Below are 16,404 nucleotides of genomic sequence, written 5' to 3'. Positions count from 1 at the left end.
CATGAATATGATTACTGAATATATAACTTTTCTTAAAGAACGATATCCGGATATTCTGGCCCGGACTGGAGAGCATCTTATTATTGTTGGTTCTGCAGTGATTCTTGGCTGTATTGTGGCGATTAGCACAGCCATCATCCTGACCCGCTTTAAGGATGGTTTTGCGAGTTCCCTATCATTCGGGCTGGCCAATATTTTTCAGACCATTCCCTCCATTGCACTGCTTGCGATGCTTATTCCGCTGCTTGGAGTCGGCAGAAATCCCGCTATCCTAGCCTTATTCCTCTATTCCCTTCTGCCTTTATTAAGAAATACCTATTCAGGAATTAAGGAAGTTGATTCAAATATTATTGAAGCAGCCCGTGGAATGGGATATAGCTCGTTTCAAAGATTATGGAAAATCGAACTGCCTCTCGCAAGGCCGTATATCCTGTCAGGAATCCGTCTGACAACCGTATATATAATAAGCTGGACGACTCTTGCGGCTATTGTCGGCGCCGGAGGACTGGGCGATTTAATCATCGCAGGGATGGCGAATAACAATAACTTTTTAATATTCACAGGGACGGTCAGCGCCATTATTCTGGCACTTGCAGCTGACCTGATATTAGGCTTTATTTCAAAAGACAGAACGATAAAAGAGTAAGAGACTCATAATTGGGGTGAAGAAGAATAACATGCAAAAAGCCAGCAGACTAATGCTCGCTGTAAGTTTTGTTTCCATCTTTCTTTTATCTGCCTGCAATCCCAAGGAAGATACAATAAATATCGGGGCAGCAACCTACACGGAAACAAAAATTATGGCTGCAGTTTATAAAGAATTAATAGAAGACCGGACAGATATACAGGTGGATATCACCCCTGATCTCCTGTCGACTTCCTTAATCCTTAAAGCCTTGGATCGCGGAGATCTTGATATGTCGTTGATGTATTCAGGAATGATTTATAACAATTTCTTTCCCGTGAAAACCACAACAGATCGCGAAGAAGTTCTTTCACAAGCCAAAAAAGGTTTTAATAAATATTATGATATGAAATGGTTTGATCCGCTTGGTTTTGAAAACACCTATGCTTTAACTGTAAGAGAAGACTTGGCCAAACAAAGAGGATTAGAAAAGATATCAGATTTAAAGAAAAGTGAAGAAAATATGAAATTCGGGGTTGATTCATCATGGATGGAAAGACCGACTGATGGGTACCCTGCCTTTAAAAAAGCATATGGCGTTACATTTAAAAGAACGTATCCAATGGATGTTAACTTAGTCTATGAAGCGGCTGCCAGCAAGAAAATGGATGTAGTTCTTGCATATTCAACAGATCCACGTCTGCTTCAATACAATTTGAAAACCTTAAAAGACGACAGGAAGTTTTTCCCGCCATACGATGCTTCTATACTCGCGAGAAACGATACACTTAAAAAGCATCCTGAATTAACAGAAATTTTAAATACACTCACAGGCAAAATAGATGAAAAAACGATGACAAGCCTGAATTACCAGGTGGATATTGAACATAGAAGCGAACGGGATGTTGCAAGAGAATATCTTGTGCAGCAGGGCCTTCTCGATGATAAGGAGGAAAGCTGATGCAGACAATAAAAGATATGATTTCCTATGTTCAAGAAAATTATGATCTCCTGCTTTTATACACAGGTCAGCATTTATTAATGGTTGTATGCGGGGTATTCTTGGCTTTAATTGCAGGTACTCTCCTCGGAATCGTCTGTGCACGGTATAAAAAAGCCGCACCTTTTATATTGGCACTTGCTAACATTATACAAATTATACCGAGCCTTGCACTTCTGGCTATATTGATGGTATATTTCGGTCTTGGTTTTTATACGGTTGTTGCAGGGCTGTTCCTCTATTCCCTGCTGCCTATTATCCGCAACACATATGTTGGTCTGGATCAAGTAGATAAGTCCTTAGTTGAGGCCGGGCACGGCATTGGCATGACTTACCTCCAGCTTTTGTTAAAGGTTCAGCTCCCATTAGCCATGCCATTTATCATGGCTGGATTAAGAATTGCGGCGGTTATTGCTGTCGGAGTAGCAACCATCGCTCCTTTTGTCGGAGGAGACGGACTAGGCAGGGAAATTTTTTCGGGCATTAACTCCCGTAATGACATGAGAATATTCGTTGGTGCCATCCCCGCGAGCCTCCTGGCAATCATAGCTGACCTTATACTTGGCAGAATGGAAAGAAACATGAAATATAGCACAAAACCGAAAACCAGCCAGCCTTAAATGTACTTAACAAAAAAAGCAGCTTCGATAGCTGCTTTTTTATTTGGCCGGCTGACTGCCTGTCTCTAGTGATTCCTGTTGCCTTTTGCTTTTTTCATTCCTTTCAAGAGGAATCCTCCCTTGAACTTTCGTGGTTCATAGGAAATGATAAAGGCTCTAGGCTCGTGTTCTTCTATAATCTTCATAAGCTCCTTTTCCCGGTCACGCCTGGTTAGGATTTCCAGCTGATATCTCTTGCCATCCCTGCCTTCACCCTCAAATACAGTAACACCAAAACCAAGTTCCCGGAGCTCTTTAATTAAGGCTTCATTATAATTTGCAAGTTTTACATTAAGATTGGTATAACCAATCGCAAGTAAAGATTCTACATAGCCGCCAATTAATATTCCTAGTCCAAACCCTACTGCGTAAACCACCATTGCTAATCCGCTCTGATCCCCTGAAAACACAAGTGAAAGTCCAAATACATATATAAGGGATTCCACCATACCAAAAAGGGAAGAAAAAAGGGTTTGTCCTTTAACCATAAATATGGTCCGAAGAGTTAGAATCGGTACATATACCAGTTGAAGTATTAATATTAAGATAATTTCTTTCAAGTTAAACCCTCTCTCGCTATATAATTAACATTACAACAAGTGAACAATATAACTATTTCAATAAAATTTTATCATAGATCCTATATTTTTTTCATTCTTTTTTTATTTTCATTCTGTTAAACCTGCCTGTTATCCGCGGACGGTCCGGAAGCCTCCTCTCACGTTTACGCCTGCGGGGTCTCCCTTGACCCAATTCTCGCGCAGGAGTCTCGTGCCTGCAGCGAAGATCAATATAGTGCAAAAACAACAATAAACTTTAACATAGCCTTATTTTAAAAAACGGATACAGAATGGCAAGGAAGTCTCTATATTTTTACCCATAAATGAAGGAGAAAAACGGACATACTCTACTTTAGTTGAGTATTGCTACTTTCCAAAAATTTCTTTAAGATAAATAGAAAAATAGGAGCTGCTGCATATGATTAGAAGATTAACTGAAAATGATCATGGTCAAACCTTCTCTTTCTTAAAAGAGGAGCCATCTTTTAATTTATTTATCATCGGAGATATTGAAGCATTCGGATATGAATCAGATTTCCAGCAGATCTGGGGCGAGTTTGATAAAAAACAGAATCTAATAAGTATCATGCTTCGATTTCATGACTCATATCTAGTTTATGCCCAACAAGAATTTAATGCTGCAGGGTATGCCAGTCTTCTCCCGGCTGAGGGAACCATTCATTTATCTGGAAAGTCTGAAGTAATGGCACAATTTGAATCCCTTGAAGGTTTGAACCTTGGCGAGAAAAAACAAATGTACTTTGCTGAATGCCGCATCTGCCCTGCTGCTGGGACCTCAGCTTCAAAATCAGTACAGATCGCAGGCTTTGAAGATGTCGACAGAATCATGCAATTAAGAAGTACGATTAAAGAATTTGCCATTACACCTTCCAGAAGAGAGATACTTGTACAGGCAATGAAATCGAAAACGGGTAGAACATACTATATAGAAGAAGATGGAAAAATGACAGCTTGTTCATCAACTGCTGCTGAAAATTCTTTCTCCGCTATGGTTGTTGGAGTGTGTACACATCCTGAATACAGAAATAGAGGGTATGCTTCTGAAACTTTAAAAGCCCTCTTGAAAGACTTAATGGAAAATGAAAATAAAATAGTATGCTTATTCTACGACAATCCGGCAGCTGGCAGCATATACCACAGGCTGGGTTTCAAAGATATCGGAAAATGGACTATGTTTAGATAGCAAAAGATACATGAAGTGGAGCTGAACAGAAATTAAAAGAAAAAAAGGATTAAAACTGTTACTTTTATCAGGAGCAGCAGCACTCCTATATTGTGCCATTCTACAATATAAAATATATCAATACTCTCATAAACCCGTCCCTAAGGATGCAGATTACATCATAGTGCTTGGTGCACGTGTTAAAACAGATGGGCCCAGCCTTTCCCTTCAATCCCGGATAGATGCTGCTGCCGCCTACCTGCTTGCAAACCAGAATACTAAGGCAATCGTTTCAGGTGGACAGGGTACAGATGAACCTGTTTCTGAAGCAGAAGCCATGAAGCAGGGGCTGCTCACTGCAGGAATCGATGAAACCAGAATCATCATGGAATCACGTTCAAGAAACACCTATGAAAATATTACATTCACAAAAAAACTGATCCCAGCTCATAGTGAACCTGTTTTGCTTGTAACAAATGATTTTCATCTATATAGAGCAGTAAAAATGGCTGAAAAACAGGGATTAAACGTAAAAGGGCTGCCGGCTCCAACTCCCCTTATTACGATACCAAAATCTTATGTACGTGAATATTTAGCATTAACAAAATACTTATTAACAGGGAAAATATAAAAAGGGACTGAACTCAGTCCCTCTTTGCCTGCTATTGTACCAGCTTAATCAGCATATGTGACAGCTTATGGCGTTCTTCCTCGTTGCCTGCTTTCCATAATTGCTGAAGCAAGTATTCCTCTCTATTGCGAGGTTCTTCATGTTCAGCCAGGTACCCAGCTACTTTTTGTGCTAATTTAGCCAGCTGTTCTTCACCTAATCCAAGACTTTCACCTTTTGACACCTTTTCACTTAAATACGATTTAAAGCTGTCAAAATTCGAAAGAATATCTTCTTTTGTTTCCTCACTCATGTTGTTTAGTTTTTGTTCCACTCTGCCTTCGGTTTCAGTATTGCTGTTTCCATTTAATTGGCTCATTATTAAACATCTCCTTTTCTGAAGTTGTTTATTTAATATCCTTTTTTTTCATGCTTCAAACATTATACAAAAATTAAATATTACTTATACAAAATATCTTCCTTAGTCATCTAATCATTTAAATAATCCTTGAAGCTGAGCACCTGTTTTATATGGAGCTTGAAATTCATGGTTCAAATATTCGAGAGCTTGTAAGTCAGACTTTACTGGAAGAAGAAAGTCTTCTTTATATAACTCCGGGCCTTTGCCAGTAATCAGAACCCAATCCCCCTTTTTAGCCTGAAGCCAAGCTTTTCTAATAGCGGCTGTACGATCTGAAATAACTTGAACGCGACCGCTACTTGTCTTCAGTTTAAGCGCCTCTAGGTCTTTCAGCATAGCTTCAAGCGGAACTTCATTTAAGTCATCAATGGTCAAATAAACTTCATCGCTGTACATGAGGGAAGCATCGAGCATATTTCCCCTCTTTGTTTGATCCCGACCGCCACGGAAACCAAAAATATGTGTCACTTTTTGGGCTCCCATTTCTTTAGCTGTGTTTAAACAATATTCTATTGCATCCTCTGTATGTGCATAGTCTACGACAAACCTGGCACCAGATGGATGCTCAATCATCTCAAAACGGCCCGGGACTCCCTTAAAACTGTCTAACGCAGCAATAATAGTTTCTATGGGAATGCCTGCTTCATAGCAGGTTAGAATAGACATAGCCGCATTATAAACATTATGTTTGCCCGGAAAAGCAAGAATTACGGGATAGGATTTTCCATTTAGGCTTACTCGAAAACCGCTTCCTTCAGGCGAAAGTTCTTCAATTAGTAAATCCCCCTTACCTTCCTTCGCTACTATTTTTGCAGGAACCTTTTTTTCTTTTAATATAGAGGTTAATTTTCTTCCCCAAGGATCAATAGAATTAATAATTGCCTGGCCATCTTGATTTAAGAAATTGAATAACCGCTGCTTGGCTCTAAAATAATTTTCCATTGTATGGTGGTAATCTAAATGATCATGGGCAAGATTAGTAAAAAGTGCGTAATCTAACGTTAAACCATCTATCCGGGACTGCTCTAGAGCATGAGAAGAAATTTCCATGATTACATATTCATCATTGCTCATCGCCAGCAGCTCCTGAAGCTTTAAGGCATCTGGAGTTGTGTTTGTGGGAGGATATTCTTCTCCATTAATGATGTAAGATATGGTCCCAAACACGGAACATGATATACCAGCATAATTAAGAATGTGTCTTAACATATAGGATATAGTAGTCTTTCCGTTAGTTCCTGTTATGCCGATCATTTTGTGCTTGCTTGAAGGATAATCATAAAAAGCACCAGCCAGCCTTGGGAGAGCTTTTCTGCTGTTTTCCACTTGAATATAGGGGACATTTAATTGCAGCGGCTTTTCTCCTATAATTACACTTGCTCCCCTCTCGATTGCTTCTTGTATGTATTCATGCCCATCTCTTGTATAGCCTGAAATAGCCACAAACATATCACCGGGATTAATCAGGCCTGAATGTATCTGCAAGCCCTGAATACTTATTTCCTCCGTAACAGAGTCCTGTATAATGCTTCCGGCAATGGCAGCTTTCAGCTCGGCTAATTTCATTTTACAATCTCCTGTCTGTGTAACTTTAATATTAAAAGTCAGCTTATTTGTAAGGTAAACACAACACAAACTTTCTATACCCTCTGTACACTTATAATAACTATATCGAACCTCTCATTTATTATTGTAAAATAACCTTTTTATGTAATTTTTGCATGTCCTCCTAACTAAAAAAGATAGCGGGCCATATAGGTCCACTATCTTAGACTTTTATTTGTTTAATTTACACACATTAATAAATTCTGTAAATAATTGATTCATTTCCTGATTTACACCAGTCATGTCCTCCGGGTGCCATTGAACTGCCAGCATCCAGCCGAGGCCTGGTTCTGCAGCTTCAACGGCTTCAATGATACCATCCTTTGACACTGCTGAAGTCTTTAAGGAGGGCGCAACCTTTCCAACAGCCTGGTGGTGGAAGCTGTTTACCCGCAGTTCATCTTTCCCTGTAATTTGGTGTAGCAAGCTTTCTCTTTCAATAGTAATACTGTGAGTTGCAGCTGCACGTGCAGCTATTTGAGTATGCTTGATATACTCTGGCTTTTCACTCTCTATATCCTGAATCAAATCCCCGCCTAGAGCAACGTTCAGTACCTGGATCCCTCTGCAAATCCCGAATATAGGAAGCTGTTCCGAACGGGCATAATGAATCAAATCCAATTCGATTTGATCTCGTTCCTGAGTAACTTTTCCAAGCTTCGGATGAGGCTCAGCCCCAAAGTGAAACGGATCCATATCCTCCCCTCCGCTTAACAGAATACCATCGCACATAAGGACCCATTCTTTTGCAAGCTCCTCATTTCCAATAGGAATAACGATAGGAACTCCGCCAGCTCTAATGACTGATTCTGCATAGCTATAATGAAGGTAAACAGAGTCAAATCCAGAAATGTCTAAAGTTGTAGCTGTAATCCCGATGATAGGTTTTCTCGTATTCATCATTTTCAATTCCTCCCCTGCTTTTAGACCATATTATTATATTGTATTGTATTCCTTGTAATGTTCCTGCTTTCCTGCCAATAAAAGTTCTTCGTTTAATTACAAACAAAAGAAGGAATATAAAGTAAGACTAAATAAAAAGGAGTGGTACTCTTGGATCAACAAGAATTAAAAACAAAAATCATAGGACTACTAGAAAAGAATGCTGTCGGTACTCTGTCATCGGTTAGAAACGGCAAGCCGCATTCCCGTTATATGACGTTCTTTAACAGCGAGCTTACCTTATATACTCCAACCAGCAAGGACACTCATAAAGCAGATGAAATTGATAACAACCCATACGTCCATATTTTACTTGGCTACCAGGGTGAAGGGTTTGGTGATTCTTACCTCGAAATCGAAGGAGAAGCCGTTATAAAAGATGATGCGGATTTAAAGGAAAAACTCTGGAATGAACACCTTAAACCGTGGTTTAAAGGCAAGGATGATCCGGATTATATTGTATTAGAAATCAAGCCTTCTATGATACGCCTGATGAACTATAAGGATAACTCACCTCAGACTCTAGAGCTTTAAAGCTCTCCATGGCCGCTGTAATAGAAAAAAGGGATGGCTTTTCAAATAGCTATCCCTTTTCGTTCTATTCTATATGGCTTCCGGCCTTTCTCCCCTGTTTAGATCGTTAATCGACAGCCCAAATGTCATTTGTAAATGGGGGAAATCCTTAAACTTCTCCCAGTCTCCTCCCCATTCAAAACCTATATCTTTAGCGATCTCAGCGACTTCAAACCAATCTGATCGACCATTCTCATTCCCATCATACCCCGTGTCCCAAATAACCTGCCCAGATTTATTCTTCAAAGCATAATCAAAAGCAAGGCCAAAATTATGAAAGGATTCTCCTCCGCGCACATTGGTCACAATACTGCCAGAGCCAGACCTGCCCTTTTCATACAGTTTATTTTGCTCCTCGATACTGCGAAAGCCATCAGTAATTACAATGGTAATTCCATATTTCGCTGACTCGGAAATCAACTCATCTTTTTTTTCGCTTACGACGGGATGTAATTCGACAGGCATTGATTTCGCATTGTGTTCAGGGGATGAAACCGGTCCGGGTTGCTGTTTATAATAAAATGCTATAAGCATTATTACGATAGCTGCCAGCAATAATGATACAGCCCGTTTAGTTTTCACCTATAAAACCCTTTCTGTCCCTATAAAATATATAACTATTATTCTATCATCTTTGGGCAAATTCACACAAGAAAGTCCGCTGCAGCCCAGGACTTCCTAAAATCGATAACTATTTATAATTTTTTCTGCAATTAAATCATATCCCTTATCGTTTACATGAAGTGAATCATAGAAATAATCTTTTTTCTCTTTTCCTTTAAATAAATCATTGGTAGAAATAAAAGTAATTCGCATTTCATCTTTAACTAACTGATTTGCCGACTGATTCCAGTCATCTATATAAGCTTCTATTTTCTCCCCATTATTAGGATAAGGATTATACAACCCTAATAGGATGATGGGAACATCATGATTTAATTGCTCCACCGTATCTACAATATGATCCAGGTTTTCCAAATAATTTTGTTTAGCTTCTTCAAGCTTTCTGGGTGGCAGGCCTTTTAAATCATTGCCTTTAGAAGAGTTTACAAGATCATTTGTCCCAATAAATACAATGATGTAATCCGAATTATGCACCGCTTTACTGACCTTTGGATCAGACAGTCTCTTCAATAGACCGCCTGATTCTTGTCCCACTACCCCAAAGCTTTTTACATTGTACGTTTGATCAGGATGTTCTTTATTTAATTTTTTCTGAAGCGATGTTACATATCCGTGCCCTTTAGAATCTCCCAGGCCATATGTGAGGGAATCTCCCAGAGCAGTTATGACTTTTTCATTTTTTTCTTCTTCTGGCTTATTAAGGATATAAGCCGCCAAACCGGCAATGATCACTAAAATGGGAAGGATAATTAAATTAAACTTTTTCATAGCTTTTCCTTTCTGACTGAAATATAAGTTAGTATTTTCGTTTTATTTACCCCAAACAAATGAATTTCTAACAAGAAAAAAATTCCCTCTTTGCTTTAAAGAGGGAATTAAAACTAACGATTAAATGAGATAAAATTCAGTCTGTCTGCTCGTTAAATAGAACACGCGCCCAGCAGCAAACGATATGGATTCTTCCATATAAAGAGTAACTTCCTGTTCCCATTCCGGTACGTACTGACATACATTAAATTCCATTGCATAACATGTGTTGTTCTTTATGGAATATTCTCCTCGAACGGGTATATCTCCCTGCCGGTCAAATAAACCAATCAACGGACCTGTTCCATGGCAATGAAATCCAAGCGGATGGGAATAAATCATAGCTTTAATTCCTTCACTATCAGACTGCAAAATAGACCGCTGAAAAACATCATTGCCTGATTGGTCTTCATCAAAATTTCCAGAAATAATATCTTCCATTCGATTAGCCGTCTTCATTGCATCTCTTAATCCATTTGGGGCTGAATTCTCACCTTTTTTCCGCACATAGGCCAGCAGCTGTGTATCGGTCGCCAGTCCAAGATAATGTATACCGAAATCTAAGTGAACAATATCTCCGGGAAGAATGAGTGCTTCTATCCGGCTGTTATTCTCCCCTTGTCTTTGAAGGTCTACAGTTGGGTAAAAAGAAGTGTTAAGCCCTAAATCGAAGACTCTTTGTCTGATCCATTCCACTACAGATTCTGTATCGGAAACACCTGGAGTAATTGCTGTAGTCAGAGCCTCTGCTGCAATTAGCCTGGTCATTTCAGCGATATGAGGATAGACTTCAAGCTCAGGTGCCGTCCTGGTTTCCAGCCACTCGACTGCCATTTTTTCAGAACTAATCACATTGACTGTAGAGGAACCTTCCAATATGTTATAGATTTTTTGATTAAGGGCATGTGTCAGCCCGTCACAGGCTCCGTGTATATCTGAATAATTTAGTGCAGCAGACCTTGGTTTTTTTTCAAGGATGATCCTCGCTAAGCATTCCCATTGAGTTTCCCTTTTATGATCCCATACTCTAGAGTAGTATGGTTCAAATTTTGAATTTGAGTGGATCACCAGCCGTTCAATCTGGTTCTCTGTATTTTTTACAAATACAATTAAAGTCAACCGCCTTGAACTATCAATGGCAGAAGGATAAAAGGTTTCTAGCAGCGGATCTTCATTATATTCCCGCCCTGCCAGAATCCACATATCGGCCTCATGCTTTTCCATAATTACGGGCAAAAGAAACTCCAGCCTATGTAAAAGCCATGAATCGGTCAGGCGGTCCCTTTCCTTTAATGGAAGTATTCCTAATTGTTTCTTGCTCATAAGGCTTTTCACAATTTTCCCCTCCCTTATTTATTGAAATTTAAAGAGGCGCCAAACCTTATAATGGAGTTGCGCCTGCCAAGTTTTAAGACAAAGTCAGCGGGCTTAGACTGTCTTCCGGTTGTCTTAATATGAGTTTAAACTGGCACCTCTTTTCCTGATGGAGGTCTTTACAGTCCTATTATGTTCTAATATATCGCCTTAAGGGTATCGAAATAGACAGTCCCTTTATTTTTGTTTGTGCTGCTTGTTTCTACTAGATAAATCTGTGTTAATTTTATAGGTCCAGTAATATTTGCTGGTACCGGAGCATATACGTACTTCCACCCCTGCCAATTAAGTTTTCCTGGCCCAGTAAAATCTATAGTGAACGATTTTCCTTTCGCATCCTGTAAGGTCGCTCTAAGCCAATGATTCTTGGAATCTCCATATACCCACATTCCAAGTTTAGCCGGCCGGCTGTCAATAGACCTGCCTGCAGTCCCGCTTTTTCCTTTAAAGTTCATATAAGCCGCAGAAGTTCCCGCTGTTCCGGTAAAATCGTACGTCATTGCTGCAGCATGAGTCCCTTCCTTGACTGGATTTGGCCGGTTGGTAAGAGAGGCTTTAACATTTGCTGCTCTTGCGGCTGTAGTATACAAATCATTCATATCTTCAAAATCCTCCACTAACACTGGAGGTTTTCCAACGTTGATGACCGCTTCAGTCTTCACTTTACCAAAAGAAACAGCAATTTTCCCTGCCTGTATACTGGTGCTGGCCGATAGGGTTCCTTTTGAATCCAGTTTTCCAATATTTCCTTTAGTTTCCCACTTTAATAATTCTGGAGATAGCTGGACTTCATTGCCTTGCTTGTCATATCCCCTTGCTTTAAAGGTTTTTATGCTTCCGGGGTTGATAATTGCAGTATTTGGTGTAAGGGAAATAGACGCCAGCTCTTTTACAACCTCTATGCTTACAGACTTGGTAACGGTTCCGCTCTTTGCGGTAAGTTTACCTTTAGCCGCATTTGATCCAGCCGTAAAGGACCCCGAAGCGTCAACTTTGCCAATCTGGCTTTGAGCTGTCCATGTAATCGTTCTTGGATTTACAGATACACCATTATAATACTTATCCTGCCCTTTCAGAGGTAAAGCCACCTTTGCCTTTGCTAAAACTTTAATAGAATCTCCTATAGTGGATGTCAGCTTTGCCATCCCAGAAACAGGAGCTGTTGAGACCACCATCAGCCCATTGGAAACCGTCCGCTCAAATCCGTCTGAAGGTCTGTTCAATATAGAAAGAGATTGGTCCCCCGGCAAACGCATTGCATAGGTCGTCGAACCCCCTCCATCCATATTCATGGCAGATTCCATGCCTTGCTTTGCTAAGTAACTGGCACCTTCGGCTACTGTAATGCCATCACTGTAGCCCGGCTGCCGGCCGTCAATAGCAGTTATGTAAAGCTTTCCCTGTTTGACAGCTGCCAATGTTCGCGGATGCCTCTCATACTTATCCTTATCTGCTTCCTGGGTGATCTTCTTGTCCTTTACAATGAGATCTCCACCGGAAACTGCCTGAACCGCCTGATCTAGTCCATGGCTGAAGTTAATTTTAAATTGTATTTCTTCCCCGACATTCAGATTATAAAATAGCTGGTCTGCTTGTGTTCCTGATGCCGATAAAACCCATTTACCCTTAGGAATCTTTGAATTCTGGTCATATAGAATATCCTCCACTGTCGCAGACAAAGTTTCATTGGCGGTAAGAAAATCCTTCTTCGGATTTAATACAAACTCAACCTCGTCACCCGAAGATTTAGTCGATGTACTAAATTTTGAGGTAAATAATATAATGCTGTTTGGCTGTGTTTCTTTATTTCTAGCACGGTTAATGCCAGACAGCTTGTACCCGCTTGTTCCTGGGACCTGCAGCTTAGCGGTCATTTTTACCCCGCTAGATATATTTGCCTGACCTGTACTCGTTATACCAAGAACGCTTTTTGAGGTTGTTGGAGCTGTAATTATTTCTTTATTAGAAATTTGTACGCCAATAGGCTGGCCCGTATAAGGTGCTGCCGTTTTATAAAAATCACTGTTAAAACCGGCTATAACCCTATATCCTGTTTTATCAATCTGTTTTGCCTGGTTTCTAACCGTATCCAGTGCCAGTACCTGACCTTTCGCTGAAGTAACTTCCAGCTTAATATATGGGTTTTTGGGGTCAACTTCCAGTGTGTTTACTGCCTCAATATTCGTCTTGCTTTTTAAACTATACCTTGTATGATGGACTCCGGGTCCCACTGGGTAACTGTTCTTTTTTGAAATGGCAAATGCAGATAAATCGAAAGCACTAGCAACCAGTCCTGCCCCTAGACTCACTAAAGAAAGGATCAAAAGGAATATTGCCGAATAAATAACGAATCTTTTTTTGCTTTTGTTCATGAAAAGGTCTGTCATACCTGCTGCCCCTATCTAATTCTAAGAATTTATTACCATGTTTATAGATAATATTACCAGAATCATAGAGTTTCTTCGATGTTTTTCCAATTTAATCCTTGAAACAGGACTAATTACATAGTTAATTTCACTCTTTAAGATGAACTTTTTGATGTGTCTCCGGCATAAAGCATTAAGTTGAGTAATATATATGCAATTACTTCTGATATTTTAGAAGATTTTTTTACTTTACTCTTTAATGCAAAAAAACCCCTTAAGCCTATCTTAAGGGGTCCACTCTGGTTATCAACCTTCTGCTACTAAATAATCACAAACAGCTTTTCCAATATTCCTGATCACGATCCGTCCTTCTTCCTGGTTTTTGAGGCCGTCCGTTAATACTGCTGCATACGCCGTTTTTTCTTTAAAGCTGATAATAGCACAATCATGCTCCACTCCAGGCAATTCTCCCGTTTTATTAGCCACCGTTACGTTTTCTCGGTCTATAAGTGCCGGCAGTTTATCACTAAATTGCTGTGATTGCATAATTTTTAATATGTCGCTCCGGCTATTTTCTGTAAGATAGCCTTCTTGGTTTATTGCTTTCAGACAGAGAAGCATGTCGCTCGCTGAAATGTAATTATTCTTTCCTTCCTTAACCGCATCCCAGTCCATCATCTTTCGTCCAAGAACCGTCTGCTCCAGACCCATTTCTCTTATTGTTCTATTAATAGACTCTAAGCCAATCAAATCTATGCATACATTTGTGGCCGTATTGTCTGAAATGATAATCATTAAGGTTAATAGATCTTTGATCGTATACGTTATCCCTTCTGAAAGAACCTGAATGACTCCTGATCCACCCGTTTTCTCCTCGTGTGGCACACTAATGGGACGATGAAGGAATAACTTTCCTTTTTCACTTTCCCGGTAAGCTGCAATTAAAATCGGAAGTTTTATAAGGCTTGCAGAGAGAAACACTTCTTTGCTGTTATGTTCATATCTTTCGCCGTGAATCTCTACTGTCACACTGACTCTTCCAGCTGTCAAATTCAGCTGTTCCTTCAGTATTTTATCAAGAGAAGTTACAACCATACTGCTGCCCCCTTATTTAGATGCGGCAGTTTGGGAATAGTCTTTCCCTGCCATAATTTCTTTGTTATATAGATGGCAGGCTACAAAGTGGTGAGCATCTTCTTCCTGCCATATAGGTTTTTTCTGACCGCACACTTCCATAGCATGAGGGCACCTGGTCCTGAAAACACAACCGCTGGGAGGATTAATCGGGCTTGGCAGTTCTCCCTTTAATATGATCCGTTCGCGTGAATCCTCTACATCAGGATCTGGAATTGGATTCGCTGATAAAAGAGCCTGAGTATAAGGGTGAAGCGGACGTTTATAAAGCTGGCTGCTGGTTGTTAATTCGACTAAATTGCCTAAGTACATGACGCCGATCCGGTCGCTTATTTGTTTAACCATCGAAAGATCGTGGGCAATAAATAGAAAAGTGAGGCCTTTTTCTTTTTGCAGGCGTTTCAGTAAGTTTACAACCTGCGCTTGTACAGATACATCCAGCGCGGAAATCGGCTCATCTGCAATGATAAATTTTGGATCCAGTGCCAGGGCTCTTGCGATTCCAATCCGCTGTCTTTGTCCTCCGCTGAATTCATGCGGATATCTATTAGCATGGTCCCTATTTAGGCCTACATCTTCGAGCAGTTCATACACGCGCTGTACTTTTTCTTGTTTTTTGCGGTATAAGCCGTGTACTTCCATCGGCTCTGAAATGATTTCCATTACGGTAGACCGAGGATTTAATGAAGCGTACGGATCTTGAAAAATCATTTGCATCTGCCGGTAAAAAGCATATTTTTCTTTTTCTTTCAGAGTATGGACATTTTTTCCGTCAAAAATGACTTCGCCCTCTGTACGGTCATATAAACCAATAATCGTCCTTCCAGCTGTTGATTTCCCGCAGCCTGACTCTCCCACAATACCAAAGGTTTCTCCTTTGAAAATTTGGAAGGACACATCATCGACTGCTTTTAATGTTTCTTGTTTTCCCAACTGAAAATACTTCTTAAGATGTTTGACTTCCAAGAGCACTTGCTGATTCATGATTTATTCCTCCGTCTCTGCTCCATAACGCCTGGCTGCACAAAGTTCTTTCTCATAAAGAGTTCCTGCGAGCGGTATAATTTCAATACACTTACCTGTATTAGGGGAATGAAGAAGCTTTCCATCTCCATAATAGATCCCAACATGATGGATGCTTCCCCTGCCCTCTTCATAAGCAAAATATAATAAATCTCCTGGCAGAAGATTGTTCAAATCTGCTTCTGAACCAGTGTTCAGCTGGTCGTGTGCATCTCTTGGAATGATATATCCGTTTGCCTTGCACATTGTATAGCTGAAACCAGAACAATCATAGCCAAAGCTGCTTACACCACCCCAGAGATAGGGCAGTCCGACAAACTGTTCGCCTGCCTCAACAATTCCTTTTCCATTTCCTTTTGGTATAGAAGACAGGGACATATATATCTTTACATCTCCTTCATTAAGCTCTCCGCTTCCTGCCGGAATTTTCACGCGCACCCTTCCATTTTCCTGGGAAATAAGAGGCAATATCGTTTGATAGCAAACTTCCAAGTCATCGCCTTTATCAGTCGTAAGCAGGGTTTTTTTGCTTTGTATAACAGCTGCCGGTCCCTCACTTAAGCTCCAATTTTGATTCCTGGTAAGCTGTACGGTTGGAATCCATCCTGGATAGCCTCGTTCGTCCTTGGAAGATGGCTGAGATAAACATACTACATGCGACCAGCCTTCTTTTTCCTCTGTTATGAGAACCTCTTCCCCCAGCAAAGCCTGCGTCTGTACAAGATTATTATTGCAAAGCTCAAGACTTGTTTCGTATGTAAGGCCCTCAAGCCATTCTTGAATTTGAACCGGATTTTGAACAGCCAGTTTATCCAGTGCCCTGGCAGAGTTATAGTTAGTCCACACGGTTGCTACAGGAACATTAACTACCCATTTATTATTTTCCATCGTTTAAATC

At 40.2% G+C, this 16,404-nt stretch carries 17 protein-coding genes; 6 read left to right on the top strand and 11 right to left on the bottom strand.

Features of this window, described 5'->3' with window-relative positions:
- The first annotated feature begins 1 nt into the window (after position 1).
- The 3 genes from JOC77_RS12100 to JOC77_RS12090 are packed head-to-tail and all read left to right on the top strand — an operon-like array spanning position 2 to position 2,245.
- Positions 2–646 (top strand): ABC transporter permease, encoded by a 645-nt coding sequence (locus JOC77_RS12100; protein WP_204543632.1) that lies wholly within the window; start codon positions 2–4, stop codon positions 644–646.
- Between the two features lie 16 nt (positions 647–662).
- Positions 663–1,586 carry a glycine betaine ABC transporter substrate-binding protein gene (locus JOC77_RS12095; protein WP_338047222.1) on the top strand — a complete coding sequence of 308 codons (924 nt, stop codon included), beginning with the start codon at positions 663–665 and terminating at the stop codon, positions 1,584–1,586.
- Complete coding sequence (locus JOC77_RS12090; protein WP_204543630.1) at positions 1,586–2,245, top strand: ABC transporter permease; 660 nt, start codon at positions 1,586–1,588, stop codon at positions 2,243–2,245. The genes JOC77_RS12095 and JOC77_RS12090 overlap by 1 nt, the downstream gene beginning before the upstream one ends.
- A 65-nt stretch (positions 2,246–2,310) precedes the next feature.
- On the opposite strand, the gene JOC77_RS12085 is transcribed toward JOC77_RS12090, so the two are convergent.
- On the bottom strand, positions 2,311–2,844 hold the full coding sequence (locus tag JOC77_RS12085; protein ID WP_204543628.1) for a DUF2179 domain-containing protein: 534 nt from the start codon (positions 2,842–2,844) through the stop codon (positions 2,311–2,313).
- Positions 2,845–3,262: 418 nt separating this feature from the next.
- Between JOC77_RS12085 and JOC77_RS12080 the strand changes: the two genes are divergently transcribed.
- Together JOC77_RS12080 and JOC77_RS12075 are read left to right on the top strand one after the other, a co-directional pair.
- Entirely contained in the window at positions 3,263–4,048 is a 786-nt protein-coding gene (locus tag JOC77_RS12080) for a GNAT family N-acetyltransferase (RefSeq protein WP_204543626.1), read from the top strand.
- 31 nt (positions 4,049–4,079) lie between these two features.
- Positions 4,080–4,658, top strand: a complete 579-nt coding sequence (locus JOC77_RS12075) for an ElyC/SanA/YdcF family protein (RefSeq protein ID WP_204543804.1) — start codon at positions 4,080–4,082, stop codon at positions 4,656–4,658.
- A 31-nt stretch (positions 4,659–4,689) separates the two neighbouring features.
- Here the strand turns inward: JOC77_RS12075 and JOC77_RS12070 are convergent, their stop codons facing one another.
- The 3 genes from JOC77_RS12070 to JOC77_RS12060 form a co-directional block, all read right to left on the bottom strand.
- Positions 4,690–5,016, bottom strand: coding sequence for a DUF3243 domain-containing protein (locus JOC77_RS12070; RefSeq protein ID WP_204543624.1), 327 nt, complete (start codon positions 5,014–5,016; stop codon positions 4,690–4,692).
- A gap of 114 nt (positions 5,017–5,130) precedes the next feature.
- The gene (locus JOC77_RS12065; RefSeq protein WP_204543622.1) at positions 5,131–6,624 is read right to left on the bottom strand and encodes a UDP-N-acetylmuramoyl-L-alanyl-D-glutamate--2,6-diaminopimelate ligase; all 1,494 of its coding nucleotides are present in this window, start codon (positions 6,622–6,624) and stop codon (positions 5,131–5,133) included.
- 210 nt (positions 6,625–6,834) lie between these two features.
- The gene (locus JOC77_RS12060) at positions 6,835–7,566 is read right to left on the bottom strand and encodes a gamma-glutamyl-gamma-aminobutyrate hydrolase family protein (protein ID WP_239558729.1); all 732 of its coding nucleotides are present in this window, start codon (positions 7,564–7,566) and stop codon (positions 6,835–6,837) included.
- 150 nt (positions 7,567–7,716) lie between these two features.
- On the opposite strand from JOC77_RS12060, the gene JOC77_RS12055 reads away from it, so the two are divergent.
- Positions 7,717–8,139, top strand: a complete 423-nt coding sequence (locus JOC77_RS12055; protein WP_204543620.1) for a pyridoxamine 5'-phosphate oxidase family protein — start codon at positions 7,717–7,719, stop codon at positions 8,137–8,139.
- A gap of 69 nt (positions 8,140–8,208) precedes the next feature.
- Here JOC77_RS12055 and JOC77_RS12050 read toward each other — a convergent pair whose 3' ends face one another.
- The 7 genes from JOC77_RS12050 to JOC77_RS12020 all read right to left on the bottom strand — a co-directional run bounded on the left by JOC77_RS12050 (position 8,209) and on the right by JOC77_RS12020 (position 16,394).
- On the bottom strand, positions 8,209–8,760 hold the full coding sequence (locus JOC77_RS12050) for a M15 family metallopeptidase (RefSeq protein ID WP_338047221.1): 552 nt from the start codon (positions 8,758–8,760) through the stop codon (positions 8,209–8,211).
- 96 nt (positions 8,761–8,856) lie between these two features.
- The gene (locus JOC77_RS12045; RefSeq protein ID WP_204543618.1) at positions 8,857–9,570 is read right to left on the bottom strand and encodes a DUF459 domain-containing protein; all 714 of its coding nucleotides are present in this window, start codon (positions 9,568–9,570) and stop codon (positions 8,857–8,859) included.
- A 120-nt stretch (positions 9,571–9,690) separates the two neighbouring features.
- Positions 9,691–10,944, bottom strand: coding sequence for a M24 family metallopeptidase (locus JOC77_RS12040; protein ID WP_204543616.1), 1,254 nt, complete (start codon positions 10,942–10,944; stop codon positions 9,691–9,693).
- A 176-nt stretch (positions 10,945–11,120) separates the two neighbouring features.
- On the bottom strand, positions 11,121–13,370 hold the full coding sequence (locus JOC77_RS12035) for a phosphodiester glycosidase family protein (protein ID WP_204543609.1): 2,250 nt from the start codon (positions 13,368–13,370) through the stop codon (positions 11,121–11,123).
- Positions 13,371–13,655: 285 nt separating this feature from the next.
- Positions 13,656–14,444, bottom strand: coding sequence for a serine hydrolase (locus JOC77_RS12030; RefSeq protein ID WP_204543603.1), 789 nt, complete (start codon positions 14,442–14,444; stop codon positions 13,656–13,658).
- A gap of 12 nt (positions 14,445–14,456) precedes the next feature.
- On the bottom strand, positions 14,457–15,467 hold the full coding sequence (locus JOC77_RS12025) for an ABC transporter ATP-binding protein (protein WP_204543601.1): 1,011 nt from the start codon (positions 15,465–15,467) through the stop codon (positions 14,457–14,459).
- 3 nt (positions 15,468–15,470) lie between these two features.
- Positions 15,471–16,394 carry a C40 family peptidase gene (locus tag JOC77_RS12020; RefSeq protein ID WP_204543593.1) on the bottom strand — a complete coding sequence of 308 codons (924 nt, stop codon included), beginning with the start codon at positions 16,392–16,394 and terminating at the stop codon, positions 15,471–15,473.
- Between the last annotated feature and the right edge of the window lie 10 nt (positions 16,395–16,404).

The organism is Peribacillus deserti (genome assembly GCF_016909175.1).
Taxonomy (GTDB): domain Bacteria; phylum Bacillota; class Bacilli; order Bacillales; family DSM-1321; genus Paraperibacillus; species Paraperibacillus deserti.
The sequence above is the reverse complement of the archived record's forward strand: the minus strand, read 5'-3'. Positions and strand labels throughout refer to the sequence as shown.

Excerpts from the sequence above, each read along its gene's own strand:
- JOC77_RS12045 (WP_204543618.1), bottom strand. The coding sequence starts at position 9,570 with ATGAAAAAGTTTAATTTAATTATCCTTCCCATTTTAGTGATCATTGCC.
- JOC77_RS12030 (WP_204543603.1), bottom strand. The coding sequence starts at position 14,444 with ATGGTTGTAACTTCTCTTGATAAAATACTGAAGGAACAGCTGAATTTG.
- JOC77_RS12080 (WP_204543626.1), top strand. The coding sequence starts at position 3,263 with ATGATTAGAAGATTAACTGAAAATGATCATGGTCAAACCTTCTCTTTC.
- JOC77_RS12020 (WP_204543593.1), bottom strand. The coding sequence starts at position 16,394 with ATGGAAAATAATAAATGGGTAGTTAATGTTCCTGTAGCAACCGTGTGG.
- JOC77_RS12035 (WP_204543609.1), bottom strand. The coding sequence starts at position 13,370 with ATGACAGACCTTTTCATGAACAAAAGCAAAAAAAGATTCGTTATTTAT.
- JOC77_RS12065 (WP_204543622.1), bottom strand. The coding sequence starts at position 6,624 with ATGAAATTAGCCGAGCTGAAAGCTGCCATTGCCGGAAGCATTATACAG.
- JOC77_RS12090 (WP_204543630.1), top strand. The coding sequence starts at position 1,586 with ATGCAGACAATAAAAGATATGATTTCCTATGTTCAAGAAAATTATGAT.
- JOC77_RS12025 (WP_204543601.1), bottom strand. The coding sequence starts at position 15,467 with ATGAATCAGCAAGTGCTCTTGGAAGTCAAACATCTTAAGAAGTATTTT.
- JOC77_RS12100 (WP_204543632.1), top strand. The coding sequence starts at position 2 with ATGAATATGATTACTGAATATATAACTTTTCTTAAAGAACGATATCCG.
- JOC77_RS12060 (WP_239558729.1), bottom strand. The coding sequence starts at position 7,566 with ATGATGAATACGAGAAAACCTATCATCGGGATTACAGCTACAACTTTA.
- JOC77_RS12070 (WP_204543624.1), bottom strand. The coding sequence starts at position 5,016 with ATGAGCCAATTAAATGGAAACAGCAATACTGAAACCGAAGGCAGAGTG.